Origin of the sequence: Thermovirga sp., from assembly GCF_017656375.1 — a bacterium.
GTDB lineage: Bacteria > Synergistota > Synergistia > Synergistales > Thermovirgaceae > Thermovirga.
Genome location: NZ_JACDOB010000023.1, coordinates 1 through 22943, shown reverse-complemented (window position 1 = coordinate 22943; position 22943 = coordinate 1). Strand labels below are relative to the sequence as shown.

The 22943-nt window shown below is 40.7% G+C and carries 21 protein-coding genes; 19 read left to right on the top strand and 2 right to left on the bottom strand.

Translation table 11 applies throughout. The features are described from left to right. The first annotated feature begins 11 nt into the window (after nucleotides 1-11). On the top strand, nucleotides 12-149 hold the full coding sequence (locus H0Z23_RS07005) for a Rid family hydrolase (protein ID WP_296868570.1): 138 nt from the start codon (nucleotides 12-14) through the stop codon (nucleotides 147-149). Between the two features lie 193 nt (nucleotides 150-342). Here the strand turns inward: H0Z23_RS07005 and H0Z23_RS09025 are convergent, their stop codons facing one another. Beyond that, a complete protein-coding gene (locus H0Z23_RS09025; RefSeq protein ID WP_366928883.1) occupies nucleotides 343-507 on the bottom strand; it encodes a hypothetical protein in 165 nt (54 codons plus the stop codon). Between the two features lie 385 nt (nucleotides 508-892). Between H0Z23_RS09025 and H0Z23_RS06995 the strand changes: the two genes are divergently transcribed. The 7 genes from H0Z23_RS06995 (at nucleotide 893) to H0Z23_RS06965 (ending at nucleotide 8823) form a co-directional block, all read left to right on the top strand. Further along, nucleotides 893-1867: an ABC transporter ATP-binding protein gene (locus H0Z23_RS06995; RefSeq protein WP_296868567.1), complete on the top strand. Its 975-nt coding sequence runs from the start codon at nucleotides 893-895 to the stop codon at nucleotides 1865-1867. Nucleotides 1868-1875: 8 nt separating this feature from the next. Beyond that, nucleotides 1876-2847, top strand: coding sequence for an ABC transporter ATP-binding protein (locus H0Z23_RS06990; RefSeq protein WP_296868565.1), 972 nt, complete (start codon nucleotides 1876-1878; stop codon nucleotides 2845-2847). Between the two features lie 55 nt (nucleotides 2848-2902). After that, nucleotides 2903-4480 (top strand): ABC transporter substrate-binding protein, encoded by a 1578-nt coding sequence (locus H0Z23_RS06985; protein ID WP_296868563.1) that lies wholly within the window; start codon nucleotides 2903-2905, stop codon nucleotides 4478-4480. A 100-nt stretch (nucleotides 4481-4580) separates the two neighbouring features. Beyond that, nucleotides 4581-5501, top strand: coding sequence for a nickel ABC transporter permease (gene nikB / locus H0Z23_RS06980; RefSeq protein ID WP_296868561.1), 921 nt, complete (start codon nucleotides 4581-4583; stop codon nucleotides 5499-5501). Nucleotides 5502-5537: 36 nt separating this feature from the next. After that, nucleotides 5538-6434 (top strand): ABC transporter permease, encoded by an 897-nt coding sequence (locus H0Z23_RS06975; protein ID WP_296868559.1) that lies wholly within the window; start codon nucleotides 5538-5540, stop codon nucleotides 6432-6434. Nucleotides 6435-6450: 16 nt separating this feature from the next. Next, nucleotides 6451-8040 carry an amidohydrolase family protein gene (locus H0Z23_RS06970; RefSeq protein WP_296868558.1) on the top strand — a complete coding sequence of 530 codons (1590 nt, stop codon included), beginning with the start codon at nucleotides 6451-6453 and terminating at the stop codon, nucleotides 8038-8040. Then, entirely contained in the window at nucleotides 8041-8823 is a 783-nt protein-coding gene (locus tag H0Z23_RS06965; protein WP_296868556.1) for a gamma-glutamyl-gamma-aminobutyrate hydrolase family protein, read from the top strand. A gap of 8 nt (nucleotides 8824-8831) precedes the next feature. Here the strand turns inward: H0Z23_RS06965 and H0Z23_RS06960 are convergent, their stop codons facing one another. Then, nucleotides 8832-9890, bottom strand: a complete 1059-nt coding sequence (locus H0Z23_RS06960; RefSeq protein ID WP_296868555.1) for an NrpR regulatory domain-containing protein — start codon at nucleotides 9888-9890, stop codon at nucleotides 8832-8834. A gap of 452 nt (nucleotides 9891-10342) precedes the next feature. On the opposite strand from H0Z23_RS06960, the gene H0Z23_RS06955 reads away from it, so the two are divergent. The 11 genes from H0Z23_RS06955 to H0Z23_RS06905 all read left to right on the top strand — a co-directional run bounded on the left by H0Z23_RS06955 (nucleotide 10343) and on the right by H0Z23_RS06905 (nucleotide 22779). Continuing rightward, nucleotides 10343-11728: an acyclic terpene utilization AtuA family protein gene (locus H0Z23_RS06955; RefSeq protein ID WP_296868553.1), complete on the top strand. Its 1386-nt coding sequence runs from the start codon at nucleotides 10343-10345 to the stop codon at nucleotides 11726-11728. A gap of 31 nt (nucleotides 11729-11759) precedes the next feature. After that, nucleotides 11760-13127, top strand: a complete 1368-nt coding sequence (locus H0Z23_RS06950; RefSeq protein WP_296868551.1) for an MmgE/PrpD family protein — start codon at nucleotides 11760-11762, stop codon at nucleotides 13125-13127. Next, the gene (locus H0Z23_RS06945; RefSeq protein WP_296868549.1) at nucleotides 13124-13450 is read left to right on the top strand and encodes a DUF4387 domain-containing protein; all 327 of its coding nucleotides are present in this window, start codon (nucleotides 13124-13126) and stop codon (nucleotides 13448-13450) included. Before H0Z23_RS06950 ends, H0Z23_RS06945 begins: the two co-directional genes overlap by 4 nt. 61 nt (nucleotides 13451-13511) lie before the next feature. Beyond that, nucleotides 13512-14891 carry an MmgE/PrpD family protein gene (locus H0Z23_RS06940; protein WP_296868547.1) on the top strand — a complete coding sequence of 460 codons (1380 nt, stop codon included), beginning with the start codon at nucleotides 13512-13514 and terminating at the stop codon, nucleotides 14889-14891. 29 nt (nucleotides 14892-14920) lie between these two features. Further along, nucleotides 14921-16309, top strand: coding sequence for an MmgE/PrpD family protein (locus H0Z23_RS06935; protein ID WP_296868546.1), 1389 nt, complete (start codon nucleotides 14921-14923; stop codon nucleotides 16307-16309). Between the two features lie 32 nt (nucleotides 16310-16341). Continuing rightward, entirely contained in the window at nucleotides 16342-17598 is a 1257-nt protein-coding gene (locus tag H0Z23_RS06930) for a 3-isopropylmalate dehydratase large subunit (RefSeq protein ID WP_296868544.1), read from the top strand. Then, on the top strand, nucleotides 17595-18125 hold the full coding sequence (locus H0Z23_RS06925; RefSeq protein WP_296868542.1) for a 3-isopropylmalate dehydratase small subunit: 531 nt from the start codon (nucleotides 17595-17597) through the stop codon (nucleotides 18123-18125). Before H0Z23_RS06930 ends, H0Z23_RS06925 begins: the two co-directional genes overlap by 4 nt. A 108-nt stretch (nucleotides 18126-18233) precedes the next feature. After that, the gene (locus tag H0Z23_RS06920; RefSeq protein ID WP_296868541.1) at nucleotides 18234-19247 is read left to right on the top strand and encodes a TAXI family TRAP transporter solute-binding subunit; all 1014 of its coding nucleotides are present in this window, start codon (nucleotides 18234-18236) and stop codon (nucleotides 19245-19247) included. Between the two features lie 92 nt (nucleotides 19248-19339). Beyond that, entirely contained in the window at nucleotides 19340-21259 is a 1920-nt protein-coding gene (locus H0Z23_RS06915) for a TRAP transporter fused permease subunit (protein ID WP_296868540.1), read from the top strand. A gap of 94 nt (nucleotides 21260-21353) precedes the next feature. Further along, nucleotides 21354-21746, top strand: a complete 393-nt coding sequence (locus H0Z23_RS06910) for a hypothetical protein (protein WP_296868538.1) — start codon at nucleotides 21354-21356, stop codon at nucleotides 21744-21746. Nucleotides 21747-21888: 142 nt separating this feature from the next. Beyond that, nucleotides 21889-22779, top strand: a complete 891-nt coding sequence (locus tag H0Z23_RS06905) for an isocitrate lyase/PEP mutase family protein (RefSeq protein WP_296868536.1) — start codon at nucleotides 21889-21891, stop codon at nucleotides 22777-22779. The last annotated feature ends 164 nt before the right edge of the window (nucleotides 22780-22943 follow it).

The window sequence follows — 22943 nt, the reverse complement described above, 5'->3', positions numbered from 1 at the left end:
TTGCTAAGAACATGGATGATTTCAAGGCTGTTAACGAAGTTTACGGGAGGTTTTTTACTTCCGATTATCCTGCTAGGGCCTTTGTGGAAGTAGCAAGACTCCCAAAGGATGCCCTTGTTGAAATTGAAGTAATTGCATATAAGGAATAAATGCAAATAGCCGTAATTTGCTTCCATTTAACGAGATGAAGAGTATGGTGGGAGTCCCAGCAGATGTGGTGTGCTCCCACCAGTTGAAGTATGAAGGAACTTAATTTGTTCAATAGCAGTGGAGGTATGAAAGTAGCTGTTTTTGAACTGGTTAAAGATAATTCATGAATTTTTTCCCGCGGTGTTTTTCCTTTCATTTCTCTTCCTCCAGGAGATAGCCTTTGAACAAAACTGCATAGACTTTTGGTGGAAGAGCTTTGCCATTTGTTATGTTCGGAAGATATTTCTGATGAACTCTGTTCAGCTTTCTTGCAAGCCTTTTAGGTCTCATCCATGTTACTTTTATGTTTAGTTTCAAGGAATAGAGATTCTATGTGAGGGTTGGTCTTTTTTACCTCAATAACTTCTCAGTAATTAGCCCATCTCTTTTTCTTTTTGCCAATATTCTTACCCATCTTTCGATAAGACCCATTATAGGTGCTATTTCTTTAGCTGTTTCCCCCTTTCCTATTAGGTTACATATTACCTTCAGAGCAGCCTTAGTTTAAGCACCGGCATAATGGAATCATGAAGGGTTACTTCCTGTTTTCTTTGTTTTTGTTGTTTATAAAGGAGAGGCGCTCGGATCAAGTCCCATATTTTGTGTAAATTTGCTTGACACCACTTAAGCGGTGTGGTATTTTAACCTAGTAAATGGAAATGGATATCCGTTACTTTGAGGATCATTTAAGCGAGGTGTAAAATTGTCTACCCCTGTTTTGGAAGTCAATAATCTTAAAACTTATTTTTTCTTAGGGGAAAATGTCATCCCCGCTGTTGATTCTGTTGGTTTTTCTGTTAACTATGGTGAAACCTTAGGTATTGTAGGAGAGTCTGGTTCGGGAAAGAGTGTTACTGCTCTGTCTATTATGCGCTTGATACCAAACCCACCAGGGAAGATAGTTGGTGGACAGATCCTTTTCGAGGGAGAAGACCTTTTGCAAAAAACAGAAGAGGAGATGCGTAAAATCAGAGGCAATAAGATATCAATGATTTTTCAGGAACCAATGACATCACTAAATCCGGTCTATACTGTAGGAAGTCAGATTGCGGAAGCTATTATCCTGCATCAAGGGTTATCTAAAAAGGATGCTTTAAAGAAAAGTGAGCAACTGCTTGAAATGTGTAAGGTTTCTTTGCCTAAAAAACGGTTAAATCAGTATCCGCATGAGTTGAGCGGCGGAATGAGACAGAGGGTTATGATAGCAATGGCATTGGCATGTGATCCATTGCTTTTAATTGCGGATGAACCTACGACCGCATTGGATGTTACTGTGCAGGCACAAATTCTAGAATTGATGAAGGATCTTCAAAGAAAAACAGGAACAGCTGTACTTTTTATTACCCATGACCTAGGAGTGATAAACGAGATAGCAGATAAAGTGGTTGTTATGTATTGTGGGCGAGTTGTTGAATGTGGGAAAAAGGAGGATATCTTAAAATCACCGGAGCATCCTTATACTAAGGGCTTATTAAATTCAATTCCTGTTATAGATGGGCCTAAAAAACCTCTTCGTCCAATTAGGGGTGTAGTTCCATCTCCGAATGAAATATCACATGGCTGTCGTTTTAGGAGCAGGTGTGATTATGTTATGGATAAATGTGAGAAAGAACCACCATTGATGAATATAGGTGATCGCTTGGTTCGTTGCTGGTTGGTTCATAATTTTGAAAAATGAGGGATGTCATGTCAAAGGATCTATTGAAAGTAGAAGATCTCCGAGTTTATTATCCGATAAAAGATGGTTTTCCATGGAGTAGGTCCCGCTATATTAAGGCGGTGGAGGGAGTTGCCTTTGAGATAAAAGAAGGGGAAACTCTTGGCCTTGTAGGAGAGAGCGGCTGTGGCAAATCAACAACAGGAAGAGCTATTCTTCGTTTAGTGGAACCTCAGAAAGGAAGCAAAATTTTTTTTGAGGATCAAAATATTCTCGAATATGATAAGCGGAAGATGATCCATTTTCGTAAGAAAGTTCAAATAATTTTTCAAGATCCTTATGGTTCTTTAAATCCCAGGATGACACTTGGTGATACTCTGGAAGAAGTTCTGGCTGTTCATGGTAAAGGTCAACCTCATGAAAGACGTAAACAGGCTGCCAAGCTTCTTGATGTAGTTGGTTTGCCTAAGCAATGTTTAAGTAGGTATCCCCATGAGTTTAGCGGAGGGCAAAGACAGCGGGTGGTGATAGCTCGCGCGTTAGCGGTGGAGCCTAAATTGATTATATGTGATGAGCCAGTATCTGCTTTGGATGTTTCAGTTCAAGCACAAATTATTAACTTGTTGGAGGAACTCCAGAGGGAATATAAACTTACCTATTTGTTTATTTCACACGATATGGCCGTTGTAAGGCACATTAGCACTAAAGTGGCTGTAATGTATTTAGGTAAGATATTTGAAATTGCAACGACTGATGAGTTGTTTGATAACCCTTTACATCCTTATACACGAGCTTTGTTAGCTGCCATTCCTAAAATAACTGATAAAAGAAAAAAGGAAAAACGCATGCTTCTTGAAGGAGATGTTCCAAGCCCATTATCTCCTCCGACAGGATGCAGATTTAGGACCCGATGCCCATTGGTAGAAGATATTTGCGCAGAGCGAGAGCCAGGAATTAAGGAGCCGATTCCAGGGCATTTTGTGGCATGTCATTTTGTTTAAAATAAACAGAGTGGCAATATTTAGAACAAAATCAAATAGGAGGGGAGTTGGTAGGATGCGAAGGGAGGGTACAGTATTTTCTGTTTGTTGTGTGGCGCTTGTTTTTGTTTTAATTGCTTTCACAGTTGTTTTGGGAGGTATTAAGACAACAACAGTCGAAGCAGCAGAGAAAAAGGTTCTTGTTCATGCTTTAAACAGAGATGGAGATATCTTAGATACTATTAAGGCTGCATGGTATTCAGACGCGCTTATTTATCTTCATGATCGTCTTGTAACGAGGGATTATAATTTCCAGTATCGCCCAGGGTTAGCGGAGAAGTGGGAAACCTCTGAGGATGGTTTGGTTTGGACTTTCCACCTTAAAAAGGGAGTAAAGTTTCATAACGGGAAGCCTTTCACTGCAGAAGATGTTAAATGGACCTTCGATACGATAAAGGATCCTAAGACAGCTTCACCTTTTGCAGGTGATTTAAAGGCAATCAAAGAAATAAAGGTGATTGACGATTATACCGTGCAGTTTACGCTGAATTACCCATTCCCTAATCTGCTTTTCAACTTGTCGAATACCGCTGCGGGCATACAACCGGCTAATTGTTACGAGGAGTATGGAGAGGATTATGGCCACAAGGTTGTCGTAGGGACGGGTCCTTTTATGCTAAAAGAATGGATAAAAGGAGACAGAGTTGTTCTTGTTAGGAACCCGGATTATAATTGGGGTCCAGATTGGATGTCAAATCAAGGTCCACCTCTTTTAGACGAATTAGTGATAAGAGCCATTCCTGAAGAAAACTCTCGCATTATGGAACTAGAGACAGGTGGAGTTCATGTATTACGTGATGTTCCTCCTATGTTTGTTGAGAGGCTTAAAAATAATCCAGAGATAAATTTGGTGCAGGGGTCAGCCACGAAGCTGGGCTATTTGGCTTATGCCTGTGATAAAAGACCTTTTGATAATGTACTTGTAAGACGAGCTATAAATCATGCTATTGATAGGAAGAGAATAGTGAAATACATATTCCGGGGTAATGCTCAGGTGGCCTATGGATATTTACCGCCAGCCTTGAAAGATGAGTATTTAGAAGAGAGTGAGCAGCTTGCCTATAAATATAATCCGGAAAAAGCGAAATCTTTGCTTGCTGAGGCGGGATATCCTAATGGATTTGAAGCAACTCTTTCTGCTGACAATTCCACGATTAGTAAAAGATTAGCCGAAGTCATACAAGCCCAACTAGCAGAAATAGGTATTAAAGCAAAAATACAGCTTTATGATAGTGCTAGTTACAAGGCTATGCTGAAGGAAGGCAAGCAGGAGCTTTTTATAAGGCTGTATAGTTGGCCAAACGCGGATATACTTGATTGGTTCCTTTTGTCTTCGCAATTTCCGTATCCAAATCACTCGAGATGGGTAGATAAGACTACTGATGAGATGATTAACGCTGCGGCGACATCTCCGACATGGGAAGAAAGGGCAGAGGGCTATAAGAAGGTACAACGTTATTTGATAGAACAGGCGGTGTGGTGCCCTATCTATATTCCAAACAATATTATTGCTGTTCGTAAGGAAGTTAAGAATTTTAAATACCATCCATGGATGATTCAATATAACGATGGTATAGATATAGCATCTCGATAATTAAAACTAGCGCATGGAGGAGCAGATTATCTGTTCCTCCATGCGCTAACAAAACAAAAGAGTGGGTTTTGTGGATTTGAAAAGTTGAGGAGTGGTGCTGGTGTTAAGGTATGTAATTAAGCGAATTTTTTTCTTATTCCCGATTTTGTTAGGCATGACTGTAGTCGTTTTTTTGATGCTTCATCTAGCACCAGGTGATCCTATTGATTTGATTGTGGGGCCTAATGTTACACCAGAGATAAGAGAGAATATTCGCCATCAATATGGGCTTGATCGTCCTCTTCCTATTCAATATTTGCACTTTCTTGGTAATTTGCTTAAAGGTGATCTTGGGACTTCTATCATTCAGCACCGACCAGTTGCAGAGATCATAATCCAGAGATTTCCTGTAACTTTGGAATTAAGCGTTGCAGGCTTGTTGATTTCTTTTCTTGTGGCTATACCGATAGGTGTTAAAGCAGCCATTAAAAGGAACACTCTTACTGACTATATTTGCATGGTTACCTCTCTTGTGGGGATATCCATGCCAACGTTTTGGCTTGGTTTAATGCTTTTATACATATTTGCTTATAAGTTAAGATTATTCCCCGTTTCAGGATATGGTACGTGGAAACATCTTTTTTTGCCAGCTTTAACGTTAGGTTTTACTGACGCGGCATTGACTGCCAGAATGGTTAGATCAAGCATGTTGGAAGTTATAAGGCAAGATTATATAAGAACTGCTAGAAGCAAAGGGCTTTCAGAGAAATTGGTTATCAATAGGCATGCCCTGAAAAATGCACTGATACCTATAATTACCCTTCTAGGTTTACGGATTGGCTGGATAATGGGAGGCTCTGTTGTTTTGGAGATAGTTTTCACACGACCGGGATTGGGTAGGATGATGATTGAAGCTATTCTAGCGAGAGATTATCCGGTGGTTCAAGGAGGAATGGTTGTCCTTACAACTGCTATTATCCTAGGTAATCTTTTTGCGGATCTGCTCTATGCTATAGTCGATCCCAGAATTAAGTTGAGATAAATATTTAATATATTAGGGTCTAACATGGAGGTAAACATGAACAATCATACCATGATGAATGAATTAGCTGAAATTGATGAGATCGAGCATAGTAAAAGTGCCTTTGCTGAATGCTGTAGTAGGCTTTTCAGAAACAAAGCTGCACTTTTTGGGCTCATAGTAATGGTTGCAGTCATACTAATTGCCATTTTTGCCCCACTTCTCGCCCCATATGATTATGCTAAGCAGAATCTCCCTGAAATGTTACAAGGGCCTTCATTTGAGCACCCATTCGGGACAGATGAATTTGGAAGAGATATTTTTAGCAGGGTAATTTATGGTTCAAGAGTTTCCTTACAGGTTGGTTTTCTCGCTATAGGAATATCCCTTTTAGTCGGATTACTTTTGGGTAGTATTGCGGGTTACTATGGTGGTATATTGGATCAGTGTATCTGCGCGCTGATGGATATAGCTTGGGCGTTTCCCATGACGCTCATAGCAATCGCCATTATAGCTATCTTAGGTCCTGGTTTATTTAATGTTTGTTTGGCTATTGCAGCGTGTAGCTGGGCTGCTTTTGCTAGAATTGTAAGGGGTCAGTTTCTTTCTTTGAGAAATCAGGAATTTGTGGAAGCAGCGAGAGTTTTAGGTTTTTCTGACCTGCGCATTATTCTTAGGCACATTTTCCCAAATGCCCTTGCACCTGTTGTCGTGTTAACAACTTTAGAAGTTCCAAAGGCGATCATTGTGGAAGCCACCCTTAGTTTTCTAGGTCTAGGAGTTCAACCACCTATGCCTAGCTGGGGTTCCATTATGAGTTCCGGTCGTTCGTTTCTTTTTGATGCTCCTTGGATAACGATCTTTCCAGGGGTTATGATTATTCTTGTTGTTATGGGTTTCAATCTTTTTGGTGACGCATTAAGAGATTCTATGGATCCACGCTTGAGAGATTAGAAGAGGGGTCATTATTGTGGCGATAATAATAAAAGGCGGAACAATAATAGATGGTTCAGGAAATGAGCCTATTAAAGGAGATGTGTTGATAGAAGGGGATAAGATAGTTGCTGTGGTTGAATCTATTGGAACAACAGAAGGAAAGCTTTTTGATGCTTGCGGTTTTGTTGTTTGCCCCGGGTTTATAGATATTCACTCTCACACTGATTTTACACTCTACAAAAACCCTCTATGTGAGAGTAAACTTCGCCAGGGTGTAACAACAGAGGTCGTAGGCAATTGTGGTTTCAGTCCAGCACCTGTCAATTGGAGCTATTTTGAGGAATTAGTAGATTTCCTTACGAATACCACATACATTAAAGAAGATGAGAAGTTATTCTGGCATTGGAAAAGCCAGAAAGAGTACCTGGAGTTTGCTTTTTCTAAAGGTGTTGCAGTCAATATTGCATCTTTAGTTGGACATGGGACGTTGCGGATATCAGTGGGTGGAGCAGGTAATGCTCCGCTCAAAGCGAGCCAGCTAGAACACCTCTTAGAAATATTAGAGAGAGAAATAGATTTGGGTGCTAAAGGGTTGTCCTTGGGGCTTCAATATGAGCCAGGTAAATTCGCTGATAAAAAAGAGCTTTACGCTATTGGTTCGTTACTTGCATCAAGAAGCGCGTTGCTGTCAGTACATATGAGAGATGAAGGTGATTGGGTAGAAGAAAATGTTAAGGAGATGATAGAGCTTTCCTTTAAAACAGGAGTTAATCTGCAAATTTCTCACCTAAAAGCAGAAGGTAAAAACAATTGGGGTAAAAGTGAGAGATTAATCCAAATTATTGATGTTGCAAAAAGGAAGCGAAAGTGTTCTATAGATTACGATGTTTACCCGTATAAAGCATTTGGGAGCAGCTTGATGGATTTATTACCTTCATGGGCAAAAGAGGGTGGTTTCAGCAAGTTGTTTAAATTGCTTAATGACGAAACTGCGAGTAAAGCTATTCTTAAAGAGATGAATACGATTTACTCAGGGAAGAAGGACTGGTCAGATTATCGGATTACTTTTGTGGCAGGTCCGAACAAGTTTTACGAGGGGCAAAGTATTGAAGAAATAGCCAGGATGAAAAAATGCACGCCCGAAGAATCAATATTGGACTTAATAAGAGAAAATAGAGGCGCCATAAAAATGGTTGTTTTTGGTATGTGTGACTCTGATGTAGAGCGACTTTTAAGCTATAAAGAGGCAATTATAGCCTCTGATGGTAGAGCTGTGGCTCCGAAAGGAGAACTTGGAGAAGGGAAAATTCACCCAAGATACTATGGCACTTTCCCGCGGGTTCTTGGGCATTACGTAAGGGATCGAGGTTTGTTTACGTTGGAAGAAGCTGTTAAGAAGATGACTTATCTTCCTGCAAAAAAAGTTGGGCTAGAAAAACGTGGTCTTCTTCGAGAAGGATATTTTGCAGATATAGTTGTTTTTGACCCGACTGAGATAAGGGATTTGGCAACTTTTCAAAATCCTCACGTGTTCGCAAAAGGTATTAAGGCTGTGTTTGTCAATGGCGAGGAAGTATTGATAGAAGGAGAATACACCCTGAATAGACCGGGAAGGATGGTGTGAATGAAGCCGTCTAGAGGGAAAAACAGCTATGAAAAACAAAAAGAAAAACTGGCAAGGCCAGTGATAGGTATAACTTGTGCTTGGTCAGTTGAGACTTGGGGGCACGAGAGAGGTAGGGGAGGATATCTTTATGTAGGGAAACATTATATAGATTGTATCTTGGATGCGGGTGGTTTGCCATTTATAATTCCCCTTGTGACAGAAGATGTTTTTAGAGATTTTAATGTTGATGAAATTACAGATTTCATAGATGGCTTAATATTGTCTGGAGGTGGGGATTCACTTGCCAAGAAAGAAAAAAAGATAGGTACACTTGAAGAACAACAGCCTTGCAGATATAAATTCGAAAGGGAGCTTTTTCTGAAATCATATAGTAAGGGAATCCCGGTATTAGGGATATGTAGGGGATTGCAAATGATAGTTGAAGCCCTAGGGGGAAGCTTGCATGAGGATACTGTAAAAGGTCATAATCAAGTTGAAGAGCCGGCTTGCCCTACTCACATGCTTCTAACTAGAGAGAAAACCCAAGCAAGGAAAGTTTTGGGAAATGAATCAATTAAAGTAAATAGTTTCCATGCTCAGACCGTGAATAATATCCCTAATGGATTCATGGTAAGTGGGTTGTCTGAGGATGGAGTAGTTGAGTTTATTGAATCCACCACGAGTAGTTTTGTTTGGGGCGTACAGTTTCACCCGGAAGAAATGTATTTCTCGGACGAAAAGATGAGGAAAATTATAAATGCATTTGTTGAGAAAACAAAGGAGTTTAAGCTTATGTGCTAATTTCATCTTTAAAAGTTTATTTGGTCTATTATTGGCCTAGATAAGGGTGGCATATCGTTGTTTTTTATTTTTAAGAGAATTTCTTTTGGTGTGAACATGTTTTCAAGGTCGAAAAGCAAACTTGCTATATGGATATCGGAAGTGAAGTTTTTTTCAATGAGAGGGGCTAGATAATTGGCGCCTCCAAAGACAATAATGTAACCTTTGTTTCTATCATTAACACTCATACGATAGTTTTCTGGCATTATGCATCCCATTTCGAAAACGGAATTTAAGAGGTGTTGTTTCAGGTAGTTAGCAATTTTGATTGCACGTTCACAATAAAAAGAAGGAAATACCTTTATGCTAGCTGTTACATATCCTGATCCTGTCTCTAGGTATTTGGATACTTGGGTGTAAAGCCCTTTACAAAGAAGTTGGCCGGGACTGATGGTAGTTCCTGAATGACAAATGAGCTCCGTAAAACCTTTAGGTTTATTTTGTTCTATTTTGAATAGACCGGTTGCTGAGTTAGTAAGAGGGACTCCATTGCGAAAAAATATTGATTCGTAATTAGTAGATGATATGGTAGCTATTCCAATCTGTCCTTTAGGTATGTTAATGTTCCAAACCCTCTGCTCTTCTCCTATTAGGCCTATAAGGGGAGATATTATTATACTAGAAGAAGAAATGTTGTTTAGGTTTTCCAATACCTCATAAATAGAATCCTTTGGGCAAGTCGCTAGGTTTACAATAATTTTCCCTGTCTTCTTCTCTATATCGAAGTCGCATTGTTCCAATAGCTTTTGAGTTTCCAAAGAAGTCATGCCTATTCGCTCAAAAACCAACAAAGCCTTAACTTCTTCTATACCTTTCGGAGTTAAAATAACCCCTTTTTTACCCAGTCGTTGCACAAACCCCTTGCTCTCAAGGCTAGAAACGTGATAACGGATAGTCCTAGAATCCAAATTAATGCCTGCCATGCTTAGAGCCTTTTGTAAAGCCGTGGAATGCAGAGGGTCGCCCGAAAAATAAAGATTTCTCAAAATTTCTATTACAGCCGGTGGATAAGATGCACATGTTCCCAAAGTCTTCCCTCCAGTAGAACAACAATAACTTTAAGGTTTTTAATTAGCTTGAACCTTATTATAGAACAAAATTTAAAATACTAGCAACAATAGGAATCACATTTCCGATAAATGTGCAATAGCTAGGAATAACATTTCCGATAAAAGCGCAACAACTAGGAATCAGATTCCTGTGAAATAGTTACAGTTGTCTTAGTTTTTGGGTATAGGAAGAGATAATAAATTCAATAAATACAAAGCCCCTAAATTACGATATGAATAGCGCTAAGCGCCATCTACTTCAACATAATGGCATAATGTTGCGCTATAATTTATTGCTTGACAAGAATCAATTTTCTGCATAATATAACGTCGATATTTAACGGAAATAAATATCCGTAATTAAAGGGTGCCTGTTTCTATTTCTTCATCTGTAGTGGCTTAGTGTGTTTATATCGGGAGGGGTCGGTAGAATGAAGAAGGTTTCTCTTTTGGTTTCAACAGGAAATTTGGGAGACAATATCATTGAGGAAGGTTCTTTTTATGAAGGAGTAAAAAGAGACATAGATTGTTTTGCTGCTGATGCCGGCACAGCGGATGCAGGGCCAACATTTCTTGGGGCTGATAAGCCACATAATCCCATAGAATGGGAAGAACATGACTTGGAATTGTTGCTTGTAGAGAGTCGCAAAAAAGGGGTGCCCATGATAGTTGGATCCTGTAGCACTACAGGGACTGATAGGGCTGTTGATTTATATGCCGATATCATAAGGAGATTAGCAAGAAAGCATAAATTGCCTCCCTTCAAGATGTGCCGAATTTATTCCCAAATTTCTAAAAAAGAGCTGGCAAGTAGGATAGAAAAAGGAGATATAGAGCCTTTAGGGGCCCCATATGAGCTTACCCAGCAGGTGCTTGATGAAACTACTAACGTAACGGCTAGTATGGGGGTCGACCAGATTATTCATGCTTTGGAACAGGGAGCACAGGTGATATTGGCTGGGAGGGCATGTGATGATGCTGTTCTTGCTGCTTACCCAATATTCAAAGGATTCCCAAAAGGGATTAGTCTGCATATGGGGAAAGCTGCAGAATGTGCTTCTTTAGTCTGTTGGCCGCAGATGATCAAAGAGTCAATAATAGCTACGGTGTACGAGGACTCTTTTACTATAGAGCCCATGCATCCAAAGCAACGTGCTACCCCTCATAGCGTTGCTGCCCATTCCATGTATGAACGGACAGATTCTTTTACGCAGGCTGTTCCTGGGGGAATTTTAGATATGCGTAATTCTGAGTATATAGCTGATACAGATCGCATAACAAGGGTAAGAAATAGTATTTTTAGGCCTTCTCCAGATGGGACATATAAGGTGAAACTAGAAGGAGCGGGGGAAGCGGGCTATAGAGTTTATCACCTAGTAGGCATTCGTGATACTAGAGCTATAGAGCATATAGATTTAATTCTCGAAGACACAAAGCGCAAGGTTTCAGAGATTATCGGAGAATCTAGAAAAGGACAGTATCAGCTATTTTTCCATGTGTATGGGAGAAATGCCATTATGAAAGATATTGAACCTATAAAAGAGACTGCTTCGCATGAAGTTGCCATAGTAATAGAAGTGGTGTCTAAAGACGAAGAATTAGCGACTACAGTAGCTAAATGTGCGAAGTTTAGATTTTTCTACATGAGTTATCCTGGCCAGATGAATTCGTCAGGAGGCTCAGTGGCTCTTCTTACAGATGAGCCACTTTATCCCAAAAATAAGTGTTATAAGTGGACTATAGATCATCTTCTCCGATTAGAAAACCCGCTTGACGAGAAGATCTTCAGGTTTTCTTTCGAAACAGTTGGAGAATAAGGGGAAGGGAGTGCTTCAGTTGGAAACTTATTTGACTAAACTTGCAAATTTTTATGCTTCCACGAAATCATCTGATATTCCTTCTGATGTCATTGAGAAGGCGAAAAGGAGCCTTGCCGATTTTTTGGCGGTAACCGCAGTTGGTTATAAGAAAAGTGAGTTAGCTCCTTTGTGGAATGCTTATATAAAAGAAATAGGAGGCAAGGAAGAAGCTACGGTGCTTTGTCTTGATGTCAAGTTGCCTGCTTTTGTTTCTGCTATGGCTATGGGGGTTATGGGTCACTCCATCGAGCTGGATGATGGGCATCGTTGGGGGACATCTCATCCCGCTGTTGCAGTGATACCAGCTACGTTAGCGGTTGCTGAAAGGGAGGGCAGTTCTTTCGAGGACATTCTTGCATCAATAGTGATTGGATATGATGCAATGCTGCGTACAGCAAGAGCTATTAACCCTTCTCATCTCAAGCGTGGATTTCATTCAACTGGAACATGTGGTTCTATAGGTGCTGCGGCCAGTTGTGCATATCTTCTGAAATTGACCGAGGAGCAAATGGCTTACGCCATTTCGATGGGGGGGTTGCAAAGTGCGGGGTTACAAGAAATGCTTCATGATCATCCAGGCATAAAGCCGCTGCAACCTGGTAAAGCTGCAATGGCTGGAGTAATTTCAGCAGATCTTGCTTCAATGGGAGCCAAAGCGCCAAGGACGCTGTATGAGGGTATGCATGGATGGTTAAAAGCCATGTGTAATGGGGAATACTTAGAGGATGCTTTGGTGGGGGACCTTGGTAGGCGTTGGGAGATTATGTACACCTACACAAAGCTTTATCCAACTTGTCGTCATTGTCATGCAGCTATTGATATTGCACGTGAAGCGAAAAAACAGTTGAATTGCAACCTTGAAGATATCAAAAGGGTGGACATTAAAACTTACAGTCTAGGCTATGCAGAAGTTGGACAGATAAATTGTCCCAGAAATGCTGAAGAGGCCATGTTTAGCATGGCGTTTGCGGTTGTTCTAGCATTGGATAGAGGAAACGTTACACTTCAAGATTATAGAGAAAAAACTTTAAATGATCAGCGGTTACGAGATGCTGCGAAAAAGGTTTTCATCGATGTTGATCATTCAATGGATAAGAAGTATCCCGAAGAACGTGGGGCATGGATGAAGGTTACCCTCTTGGATGGTAGATCCTTTGAAATGGCTGTTCCTGTGGCTAAAGGAGAACCAGAGAATCCAGTCAAAGACAGTGATTATATAGAGAAACTTCAATCCATGTTGTTCCCCCATTATCCACAAGAGTTTTTTGAAGGGCTTTGGCAAATTGTGGTCGGAAGCGATTCCAATGAAGTCTCTTATGGAGACATAGTGAACCACTTCAGGAGGTATGTCCAATGAAGACAAAGAACATATGTGAGCTGGCACGTACTATAAGAAGCAAAAATGCCGGATATTTTGCGCGAACTCTTGAAATTATATTTGATAATCGGGAAATTTATGAAAAAGTCAAACAGAGTGGAGCTATAACTCCAGAAGCCATAGCGAGAGCTTATCAGGTCCCGGTGGAAAAAATTTATAATTTTCATTTTTTCGATCCAGGCATGGGTATAAAAGCGAATTTTAAGAGTGATGTTGCTAGCGGGGGACCCGGAGAGACGGATGTTTATGGGTGTCAGCAATACGCTCCGCTTTTTAGTTTGGAGATTCCTTGGGAAGAATAAGTTGTTGATATTAGCCATTTATCATACTTATAAGTTCTTAGAGTGAAAGGGAGGAACTCATGTGAATATTCTTGCTAGAACTTTAGCGAAATATGCTGTTTCTGCGCGTCTTGATGATTTCCCTCAAGAAGTGATTAAACAAGCTCAGAGATGTCTTTACGATACAATGGGGACTATTATTGCTGGCTGCTTCCAATCAACCACGGGTCGCATTGCTAGAGAAATAGCAGCAGAGCATTCGGAGGAGGGAATAGCGACAGTTGCAGGGCCTCCTTTGAAGCGGGCTGTTGCTACGGCTGCTTTGGCTAATGGCATGATGGCTCATGCGCTTGAACTTGATGATGGCTCCAAACATGCCACTTATCATCCTGGTTCATCTATTATTCCAACGGTTTTAGCTCTCGCAGAAGAAACGAAGTGCAGTGGTAAGCGTTTGATAGAGGCAATTGTGGTTGGATATGAAGTTTCGCTTCGCATAGGAACTGCTATTAATCCATCTCATTATCTACGAGGATTCCATCCTACAGGAACTGTTGCAGTTTTTGGAACGGCAGTTTCTGCTGGGAAAATATTAGGATTAAACGCAGAACAAATGACAAATGCTATCGGGATAGCGGGAAGTTTGGCGTCTGGAATTAATCAATATGAAATTGATGGCTCAATAGTAAAACATCTACATCCTGGCAATGCTGCGAAAAATGGTGTTCTTGCTGCTAGGCTTGCCAGGAAAGGGTTTACGGGCCCAAAGGGTGTTATAGAGGGAAATCTGGGCTTCTGTCATTGTTTTGCCGACGAGTATGATCTCAGTATTATTGATAGGAGGCTTGGAGAAGAGTTTGAGTTTCTGAAAATTTATTTTAAACCTTTTTGCAGCTGTAGGTATGTGCATTTTGGGATTGAAGCTGTCCAAAAAATTTTGCAAGACCATCCAATGCAGCCCGAGGATATCAAGAAAATAATAATCAGAACTCACAAAAATGCAAAGCAGGGATCAGATATACCTAGCTATCAATCTGTTCTTCATGCGCGATTAAGCCTTCAATATGGTATAGGGTCAATAATCGTTAGAGGAAGCGCAGGGCTGCAGGATTATACTGAGGATGCAATTGCAGACAAAAAGGTTAGGGAGATTGGACAAAAAATTGTTATAGAGGTAGATCCAGAAATACAAAAAAACTATCCCAATCCACGTTCAATGGTAGTTGAAATCATAGACAAGGAGAACAACGCCTTTTCTTGCCGCATAGACCACGCTAAAGGCTCTCCAGAAAATCCCATGACTGACGAAGAGCTGGAAGCGAAGTTTAAAGACATAACAGGAAATTTCATTAGTGACAATCATAAAGAAGCAATTGCTAATACTGTGAGAAGAATTTGCAGTATGAAAGATGCATCAATAGTGTCTGGATTGCTTAGTTCTGAAAAGGGAAAGAATCACTAATTTAAATTTTTAGAAGGAGGACTATAACAGTGGAAAAAACAATTAATCAGCAATTGTCAGAATTTATTGTGGGTTTGCGCTACGAGGATATTCCCAAAGAGGTTCTTTCTCATTTAAAGGATGTCATGTTAGATGGATATGGATGTGCCCTTTTTGGTTCTACAACACCTTGGATGAAGATGTACAGACAAGTTCTTTGCAGAATGTCTGATAGAAAAGAAGCTACAATTTGGGGTACGGATCTGAAAACCTCGGTAATACCAGCTATGATGATCAACGGGGCCGCTATTAATTCCTTTGAGTTAGATGACACACATACTGATGGAATAATACATGTTTCAACGGGAGTTTTGGGATGTGTGACTTCCTTCGCAGAATTAATTGAGCATGTTTCTGGCAGGGAGTTTTTAACTGCTGCTGCATTGGCTTTCGAAATTTCTTGTAGAGTGGCGGCGCCAGTGGGTATGGAAATTGCCCACAAAGGATTTAATAATACAGGAACATGTTGTCCTTTTGGTTCTACAGCTGCAGTTAGTAAATTATTGGGTCTTGATACAGAACAAACAAAAAATGCTATGGGTATAGCCGGTAACTGGGCTGGAGGTCTTCAGGCTGTTCAGTTCACTTCAATGGCAAAGCGGATTGTTCCGTCAAGATCATCTGCTGGAGCCATTATAGGAGGTTTGTTAGCTAGAGAGGGTTTTACTGGGATAGAAGATGTATTTGAAAACGAGTTTGGTGGTTTTTATCATTGTTTTTCTGATCATATTTACGACAAGGAGCGAATTTGTGGCCAATTGGGTGAGCGTTGGGAACTTATGGGCATAGGGTTAAAATTTTATTCTACTTGTCGAAGCAAGCATACTACCATTGATGCTTTGAGGAATTTTATGCAGGAAAATCCAGATGTAAAAGCAGATGATATTGAGAAAATAACAGTTCGCACTACCTCAATAACGGAAAAATATGCTCTCTCCAACCAAGAGATCAAAAGCATAGTAGCTGCACAATTGAGCCACCCTTACGTTTGTGCTGTGACTCTACTTGAGGGTACGGCATTCATAGATCAGTTTACGGAAGAGAAAATTAAAGATCCCAGAATACTTGAGTTTATGAAAAAAGTTGAAGTAATAGCAGATGAAGAAATAGAAAATTTGCCAAGAGAGCTGAGGTATACGGTCAAATTGGACGTTAGGTTGAGAGACGGTAGAGTCTTCCATCTGAGGCAAGAGTTTCCCAAGGGACATCCAAAAAATCCTTTTACAAAAGAAGAGCTTTTTTGGAAATTTAAACAGCTTGCGGGAAGAGCTTTTGAAGATGAAGCAAAACTAAACAAAATCATTGAGGGTGTGCAAAACCTAGAAGAATTGGGAAATATAAGTGAACTGATAAAGCTTTTGAGTAAAGAAAGCTATTAAGAAGCGTATTTAAGAAATGCCAGGTGAATATTATGGGGAAAACAATTGTTGAAAAAATCCTTTCCAGTCATTGTAATGAAGATATAAGGGCTGGCGATTATGTAGTGGCTAGGGTAGACCTTGCCATGAGCCATGATAGTACGGGCCCTATTGCTATTGAGGCTTTCAAAAAGTATGAGGAAGGACACGTGTGGGATTCCTCTAAGGTGTGTTTTGTCCTTGATCATGCCACTCCTAGCCCTAATGAGCGGGTGAGTAATCTCCACACTATGATAAAGGATTTTGCCACCTCTCAAGGAATAAAAGTGTATGACGTAGGTGAAGGCGTTTGTCATCAAGTAGTTGTTGAAAAAGGACTTGTGTGCCCTGGTGATTTTGTTGTTGGCACTGATTCGCACACCTGTACGTACGGAGCTCTTAATGCACTATCTTTTGGAGTGGGTTCTACCGATATGAGCGGAGTTCTTTTAACTGGAAAGCTTTGGCTTAAAGTTCCTGAAGTTTTGAAAATAATTTATAAAGGGACCTTACCACGTGGAGTTTTTTCAAAGGATCTTATGCTTTACACAATAGGTCGTATAGGAGCTGCGGGAGCAGATTACCTGGCTATAGAATTTGCTGGAGACGGAATAAAAGCTATGAACATGTCTGAAAGGTTGGTCATGTGCAATATGAGCATAGAGTGTGGCGCCAAAGCGGGTTATATGGAGGCGGATGAGGTCACCCTTTCATGGTTGGAAGGGAGAGTAAATAGAGCATTTGAGCCTGTTTTTGATGATTTAGATGCTAAATTTGCTGATGTGTATGAGTGGGATATTTCTGATCTAACGCCACAAGTGGCCTGTCCTCACACAGTAGATAATGTCTTTTCGGTTGAAGAGGTTCAAGGTGAAGAGATACAGCAAATTTTTATAGGTACCTGCACAAATGGCAGATTAGAAGATTTGAGGATAGCTGCGCAGATTCTTAGGGGGCGCCGAATTAAAGAGGGGCTACGTCTTTTAGTATGTCCAGCATCAAGAGATGTAATGCTTGCGAGCATGAAGGAAGGTGTTTTGTTGTCCCTTGTGGAATCTGGAGCAACAATAATTCCGCCAGGATGTGGTCCATGCCCAGGGACTCATTTAGGCGTGCCGGCAGATGGAGAACGTGTTCTTTCGACTGCAAATAGGAATTTCAAGGGACGCATGGGAAATAATAAGGCTGAAATTTTCTTAGCATCGCCGGCAACTTGTGCTGCCTCAGCTATAGAGGGGCGTGTAGTTGATCCTCGGAAATACTTGAATTGAAGAGGGAAGAGGGTGATGTGGTGAAGCCAATTCTTAAAGGTAGAGCCCACGTTTTTGGAGATGACATAAACACGGACTATATCATTGCAGGAAAGTATACAAAGACTCTTGATTATAAAAGTTTAGCATCTCATTTGTTCGAAGATCTTGATCCTGAGTTTACCAAGAAACTTTTACCAGGCGATTTTATTGTTGCTGGAAGGAATTTTGGGTGCGGTTCGTCAAGAGAACAAGCGCCTATCGCGATCAAATATGCGGGAATTGGTGCAGTTCTGGCCAGGTCTTTTTCGCGCATATTCTTTCGTAATGCTATTAACCTAGGTTTACCCGTTTTCGTGTGTGATACTAGCAATATTAGGGCTGAAGATCCACTTGAAATCGACTTGAAGGAGCAAGTAGTTCGAAACTGCCGAACGAAAAAAACTTGTGTTGTTGAACCACTGGCGCCGGTAATGATGGATATTATAAATGAAGGAGGGCTTGTCCCTTATCTCAAAAAACATAAGGATTTCAACCTTAAAAAGTAATCACAACAGCAAAAAATCTCTGACTTTAACAAGAGAAAGAGAGGTGCTCGGATGGTTTTAGGTGTTAACGGTATTTCGTAACATAACTACAGATAGGAGGGGGAGGAAATGAAAAAAAGGTTTATTGTTGTTGCGGCTTTAATGATGGTGTTTGCAATGGTGGGGATAACATCGGCGGCAGATACTGTCTACCTTAATATGGGAAGCACTTCTTCAACGTCAGGCCTTTATGCTTGGTGTGTTACAGGAGCGGCTGTTATAAACAAGGCAGATATTGGTGTTAAAGTTACCGTCATAGAGAGTGGTGCTGCGCTTGATAATTTGCGACGACTGAAGGAAGGAGCCTTTGATTTTGCATTTTGCGTCGACCTGCCTTCAGCGATGCAAATGTACAAGGGAATGGACACCTTTAAAAATGAAAAATGGGAAGATGTTAGATGGCTATTTGTTAGAAACATAATTGCTGATCGTGTCTATGTGAGGAAAAATACAGGAATAACTAATTGGGGAGAATTATCTGGTAAAGTTTTTTGTCCCGGCATGCCTGGTTCTTCTGGAGCTAATTATATGGTGAAGATTGATGAAGTCCTTGGCACACATATAAAGTTCCGTCCAGCTGCATATGGAGATGCCATAAATCTTTTGAAGCAAAAGCAAATTGTAGGGTTACAAAAATCAAGTAGTCTCAATTCTATAGACTCTTCACTTATTGAAGTCAACCTGACAACCCCGATAACTGCAATAGGTTTTACCAAGGAACAGGTGGATAAAATACGTGAAGTGTACCCATATTTAAACTTTATGGAAACGAAAAAAGGCACTATAAAGCAGTTACCCGAGGCAGGCCCGATGTATGAAGAATGCCCTATTGTTGGTGCTGTTGCATCTACGAGGATGTCTCAGGAAGTCGCATATAAGATTATTAAAGCATATGTAGAGGGATTTGAAGAAGTAGCAGCGGCCTATTCTGGGGTAAGAGGATGGGATCCTATTGCAGATTACTTCAAATACGTGGCTCCTGGAGGAGAGATTCCAGCTCATGCTGGACTTGTTCAATATGCAAAGGAACGGGGTATAGATGTACCGGAGCGCTTCATTCCCCCAGAATATAAGGGGAAATAGTCGAATACGCTTTAAAGGATGCAAACCACTTTAAGAACTGCACTTCTACACTTCGAGAGATGTGGCGGAATTCGCAATAAAGGAGGTCGAACATGTCCGAGAGGGTGATCGAAAAAGATTCGGGAAATGTTAGGGGACAGTTAATAGTTTGGGGTGGCTTGTTCTTTGCTTGTGCTCAGCTCCTAATTCCCGTGTTCGTGCCACTTTTTGACATCCAGCTTAGAGCATTGCACATTATCATGGGATTAAGTGTGGCTCTCTTAGCATTTCCCTTTAGCCGCCGTGCTACCGAAAAAGGCTTGACTATTATAGATTACGTACAGATCGGTATAATTATTGTCGCAAATATCAATGTTTTTGTAAAAACGATGAAGATATATATGTATCCAGGTGCCGCAGGTACAATAGATTTGATCCTTGGCGTGGCTCTGATTATTGTAATTCTTGACTCTGCGAGAAGGTCAGTTGGCTGGGCTATTCCGATTTTTGTCCTGATTCTACTGTTCTATGTTTTTGCAGGTTCCATTTTCCCCGGTATGTGGAAGCTTAAGGGTATTTCTTTAAAATATGTTTTAAATTCCTTATATTGGTCTGCTCTTGGTATATATGGCGGAGTAACGGGAATGTCGGCTACGTTTATTTCCATGTTTATAATTTTCGGCGCATTGATAGCTGGAGCCGGCGGTGGTAAAACCTTTATTGATCTTGCTTTAGCTTTAGCTGGTCGATATTCGGGAGGACCAGCAAAGACAGCAGTAATAGCAAGCGCTCTTTTTGGCAGTATTTCTGGAAGTGGAGTAGCAAACGTTTCCGTTACAGGAAATTACACAATACCTCTTATGAAAAGACTTGGGTATGACAAAGATTTTGCTGGAGCAGTAGAAGCGATTGCCTCAACGGGAGGAGGGGTAACTCCTCCATTGATGAGTATTGCAGCTTTTATGATGGCTGAGTTTTTGGGGATACCATACATCAAGATAATAGGTTACGCTTTGATTCCGTGTTTGCTTTTCTATACTGGAGTTCTCGGAGGTGTACATTTTCAAACCAAAAAAGAGGGACTTGCTGCTGTGCCTGAGGATGAAATTCCAGCCTGGAAGGAGATAATGACTTTTAGGCGTATGGCACCCCTTATAATTCCCACAGCTGTTTTACTTTACGGCATCGCTAGTGGAAGGCCTTTAGTTTTTGCAGGATTCTATGCATGTGCGGCTTGTCTAGTAGTCTTCTTTATAAGTGAGATCCCAAGTATGGGTGTAAAAGCGGCTCTTAAGCATATAGGATCTGCCATGAGTGACGGCGGTGTTGGTTTGGCTCGAATTGTTCCGGTTCTGGTTTCTGTTAACATATTAGTGAATATGATTGGTATTACTGGTATAGCTCCTAAGTTAAGTGGGTTAATTATGTCGATTGGTGGAGAGAATCTTTTTTTATCACTCTTTATTGCAACGATTATTCCTTTCATCCTTGGGACATCTTTGCCAGTGGTGCCAACCTATGTACTCTGTTTATCTATTCTTGCCCCGCCGCTTCTCAAACTTGGAGTGGATGAAGTAGCTGCCCACTTATTTTTCATTTATTGGTCTCTTCTTGGAGGTGTCACGCCCCCAACATGTACACAAGCAATAGTAGCGGCGGGCATTGCTGGGGGAAATTGGGTAAGGACCGGTTTCCTTTCGGTTAAGCTTGGAATAGTAGCATTCGTGATTCCCTATTTTTTCGTTCTTAATCCTGCTCTTGTGGGTCGAGCCCCAATGATGCAAATTGTCATAGCTGCGGCAACTGCTTTACTTGGAGCGATCATCATGTCTTATTCTTTCTTTGGCAGATTTAGGGGGCTTTTGGCCTTTCCTATGAGGTTATTTTACTTTGTGGCTGGATTGGCACTTATGTACCCTAATAAGGTGGTGTCACTCATAGGATTGGCTGTGGCGGTATCACTTTGGATAGTTAATAATTTTTGTCAGAAACGCAAGACAGAAGCAGTAGGGATGAAACATGAAGAAGAATGAGGAAGAAAGTGATGCATTGTGTAGAGAGTTATCAAAAGCAAAATATCTGTAGGGCTGTTTAAGGCATTTTTACACGAGATGGAGGTGCCATAAAATGAAAAGACTGAGTTTCTATAGTATGGTTATTTTTGCTGTGATTATTGCCGTATACTGCATAGGCGGAATGACAATAGCTATAGCGGGAGAAGCAAAACTGGTGATTAATCCCTCAGAGGGTAAACCAGGAGATAAAATTGTTTTTATGGGATCAGGATTCCAAGCTGAGGAAAAGATAAGGGTTATTTTAAATGACGGAGATGTTCCTTATGTCTTTGGTGCCGTTGGCACTGGTGGTATTGTAGTTGCCAAAGACGATGGTACCTTTATATTGGAACCAAGAGGTGGTATCCCCAAAGCAATATCCGGCCCAGGTACTTATGTTATAGAAGCTATAGGAGATAAAGGAACGAAAGCTACTGCAGAGTTAAAGATACTACCTAAAGAGTAAGTAATGATAACCATAACCATAGGAATGGTAAGAAAAAGAGGACAAATTGATAACTTTATATTGTTTGCTATTATATAGCTTTCCTGAGAAGCGTTTATGAAATAACAAAGGAGAAACACAAAAAGTGATAGGAGTGAGTTTAGTGAAGAAAACTACGAAATTGAAACAAATGATTTTGGAACGAAAGGCTTTGGTATGCCCTGGTGCACATGATGCTATTTCTGCAAAATTAATAGAAAGGGCTGGTTTTAAAGCTATTCAGGTTAGCGGGTTTGGACTTTCGGCCACGTATTTGGGGCTTCCGGATATGGCCTTTTTGTCCTTTTCGGAGGTATTGCATTTTTCGAAAAACATAATCGACAGTGTTGAAGTACCTGTAATGGTTGATGCTGATACAGGCTATGGTAATGCTGTAAATGCCATGAGGGTGACCGAGGAATTTATCAAAATTGGTGCAGCTGGTATGAATATTGAAGACCAGCTTTTCCCGAAAAGGTGTGGTCATCTTGAAGGTAAGCAAATAGTGCCAATGGACGAAATGATCCTTAAGATCAAGGCCTGTTGTAAAGTAAGAGATGAGATTGATCCCGATTTTGTAATAAACGCGCGCACAGATGCGATTGCTGTTAATGGTGTTGAAGAAGCTATTAAGCGTGGTAACGCATATGCTGAGGCTGGAGCAGATCTAATATTTGTTGAAGCTCCTCGTTCTGTGGAACAGATAAAATATGTAATAGAGTCCATTGATGCACCGGTGAGTATTAACCTAATGGATGCTGTCGTGGGTGGTAAAACTCCTTTGGTTGCTATCGATAAGCTTAGGGAACTTGGGGTTGCCCGAATCAGTATCCCAGTTGGGCCTCTTTTTGCTGCCATAAAGGGTATGGTTAATTATTTGGATGCTATAAAAGGCGATAGATTGGCGGAAGGTAGAACGGACCTTGTAGCTGATTTCGGGTTTTTTAAGGAGCTTGTGGGATTTCCTCAGTACAGAGAACTGGAAAAAGAATATTTGCCCACGTATATACCGTAAATGTAAAATGTGATATTAAAGTTAGATTATTTGGTTGTGATTGAAATGTTAAAACAGCGGGGCTACCACACCAACACCCCGCTGTTTGATACGTCAATTTTTAACTCTCCCCCTCGAACGAAAAGAGCCCTTTTTCGAAAAGCTTGATGCATATTTTTGCTGCT

Coding starts and splice junctions, on each gene's coding strand:
- H0Z23_RS07005 (WP_296868570.1), top strand. CDS start 12: ATGGATGATTTCAAGGCTGTTAACGAAGTTTACGGGAGGTTTTTTACT.
- H0Z23_RS06990 (WP_296868565.1), top strand. CDS start 1,876: ATGTCAAAGGATCTATTGAAAGTAGAAGATCTCCGAGTTTATTATCCG.
- H0Z23_RS06985 (WP_296868563.1), top strand. CDS start 2,903: ATGCGAAGGGAGGGTACAGTATTTTCTGTTTGTTGTGTGGCGCTTGTT.
- H0Z23_RS06975 (WP_296868559.1), top strand. CDS start 5,538: ATGAACAATCATACCATGATGAATGAATTAGCTGAAATTGATGAGATC.
- H0Z23_RS06965 (WP_296868556.1), top strand. CDS start 8,041: ATGAAGCCGTCTAGAGGGAAAAACAGCTATGAAAAACAAAAAGAAAAA.
- H0Z23_RS06955 (WP_296868553.1), top strand. CDS start 10,343: ATGAAGAAGGTTTCTCTTTTGGTTTCAACAGGAAATTTGGGAGACAAT.
- H0Z23_RS06945 (WP_296868549.1), top strand. CDS start 13,124: ATGAAGACAAAGAACATATGTGAGCTGGCACGTACTATAAGAAGCAAA.
- H0Z23_RS06930 (WP_296868544.1), top strand. CDS start 16,342: ATGGGGAAAACAATTGTTGAAAAAATCCTTTCCAGTCATTGTAATGAA.
- H0Z23_RS06920 (WP_296868541.1), top strand. CDS start 18,234: ATGAAAAAAAGGTTTATTGTTGTTGCGGCTTTAATGATGGTGTTTGCA.
- H0Z23_RS06915 (WP_296868540.1), top strand. CDS start 19,340: ATGTCCGAGAGGGTGATCGAAAAAGATTCGGGAAATGTTAGGGGACAG.
- H0Z23_RS06910 (WP_296868538.1), top strand. CDS start 21,354: ATGAAAAGACTGAGTTTCTATAGTATGGTTATTTTTGCTGTGATTATT.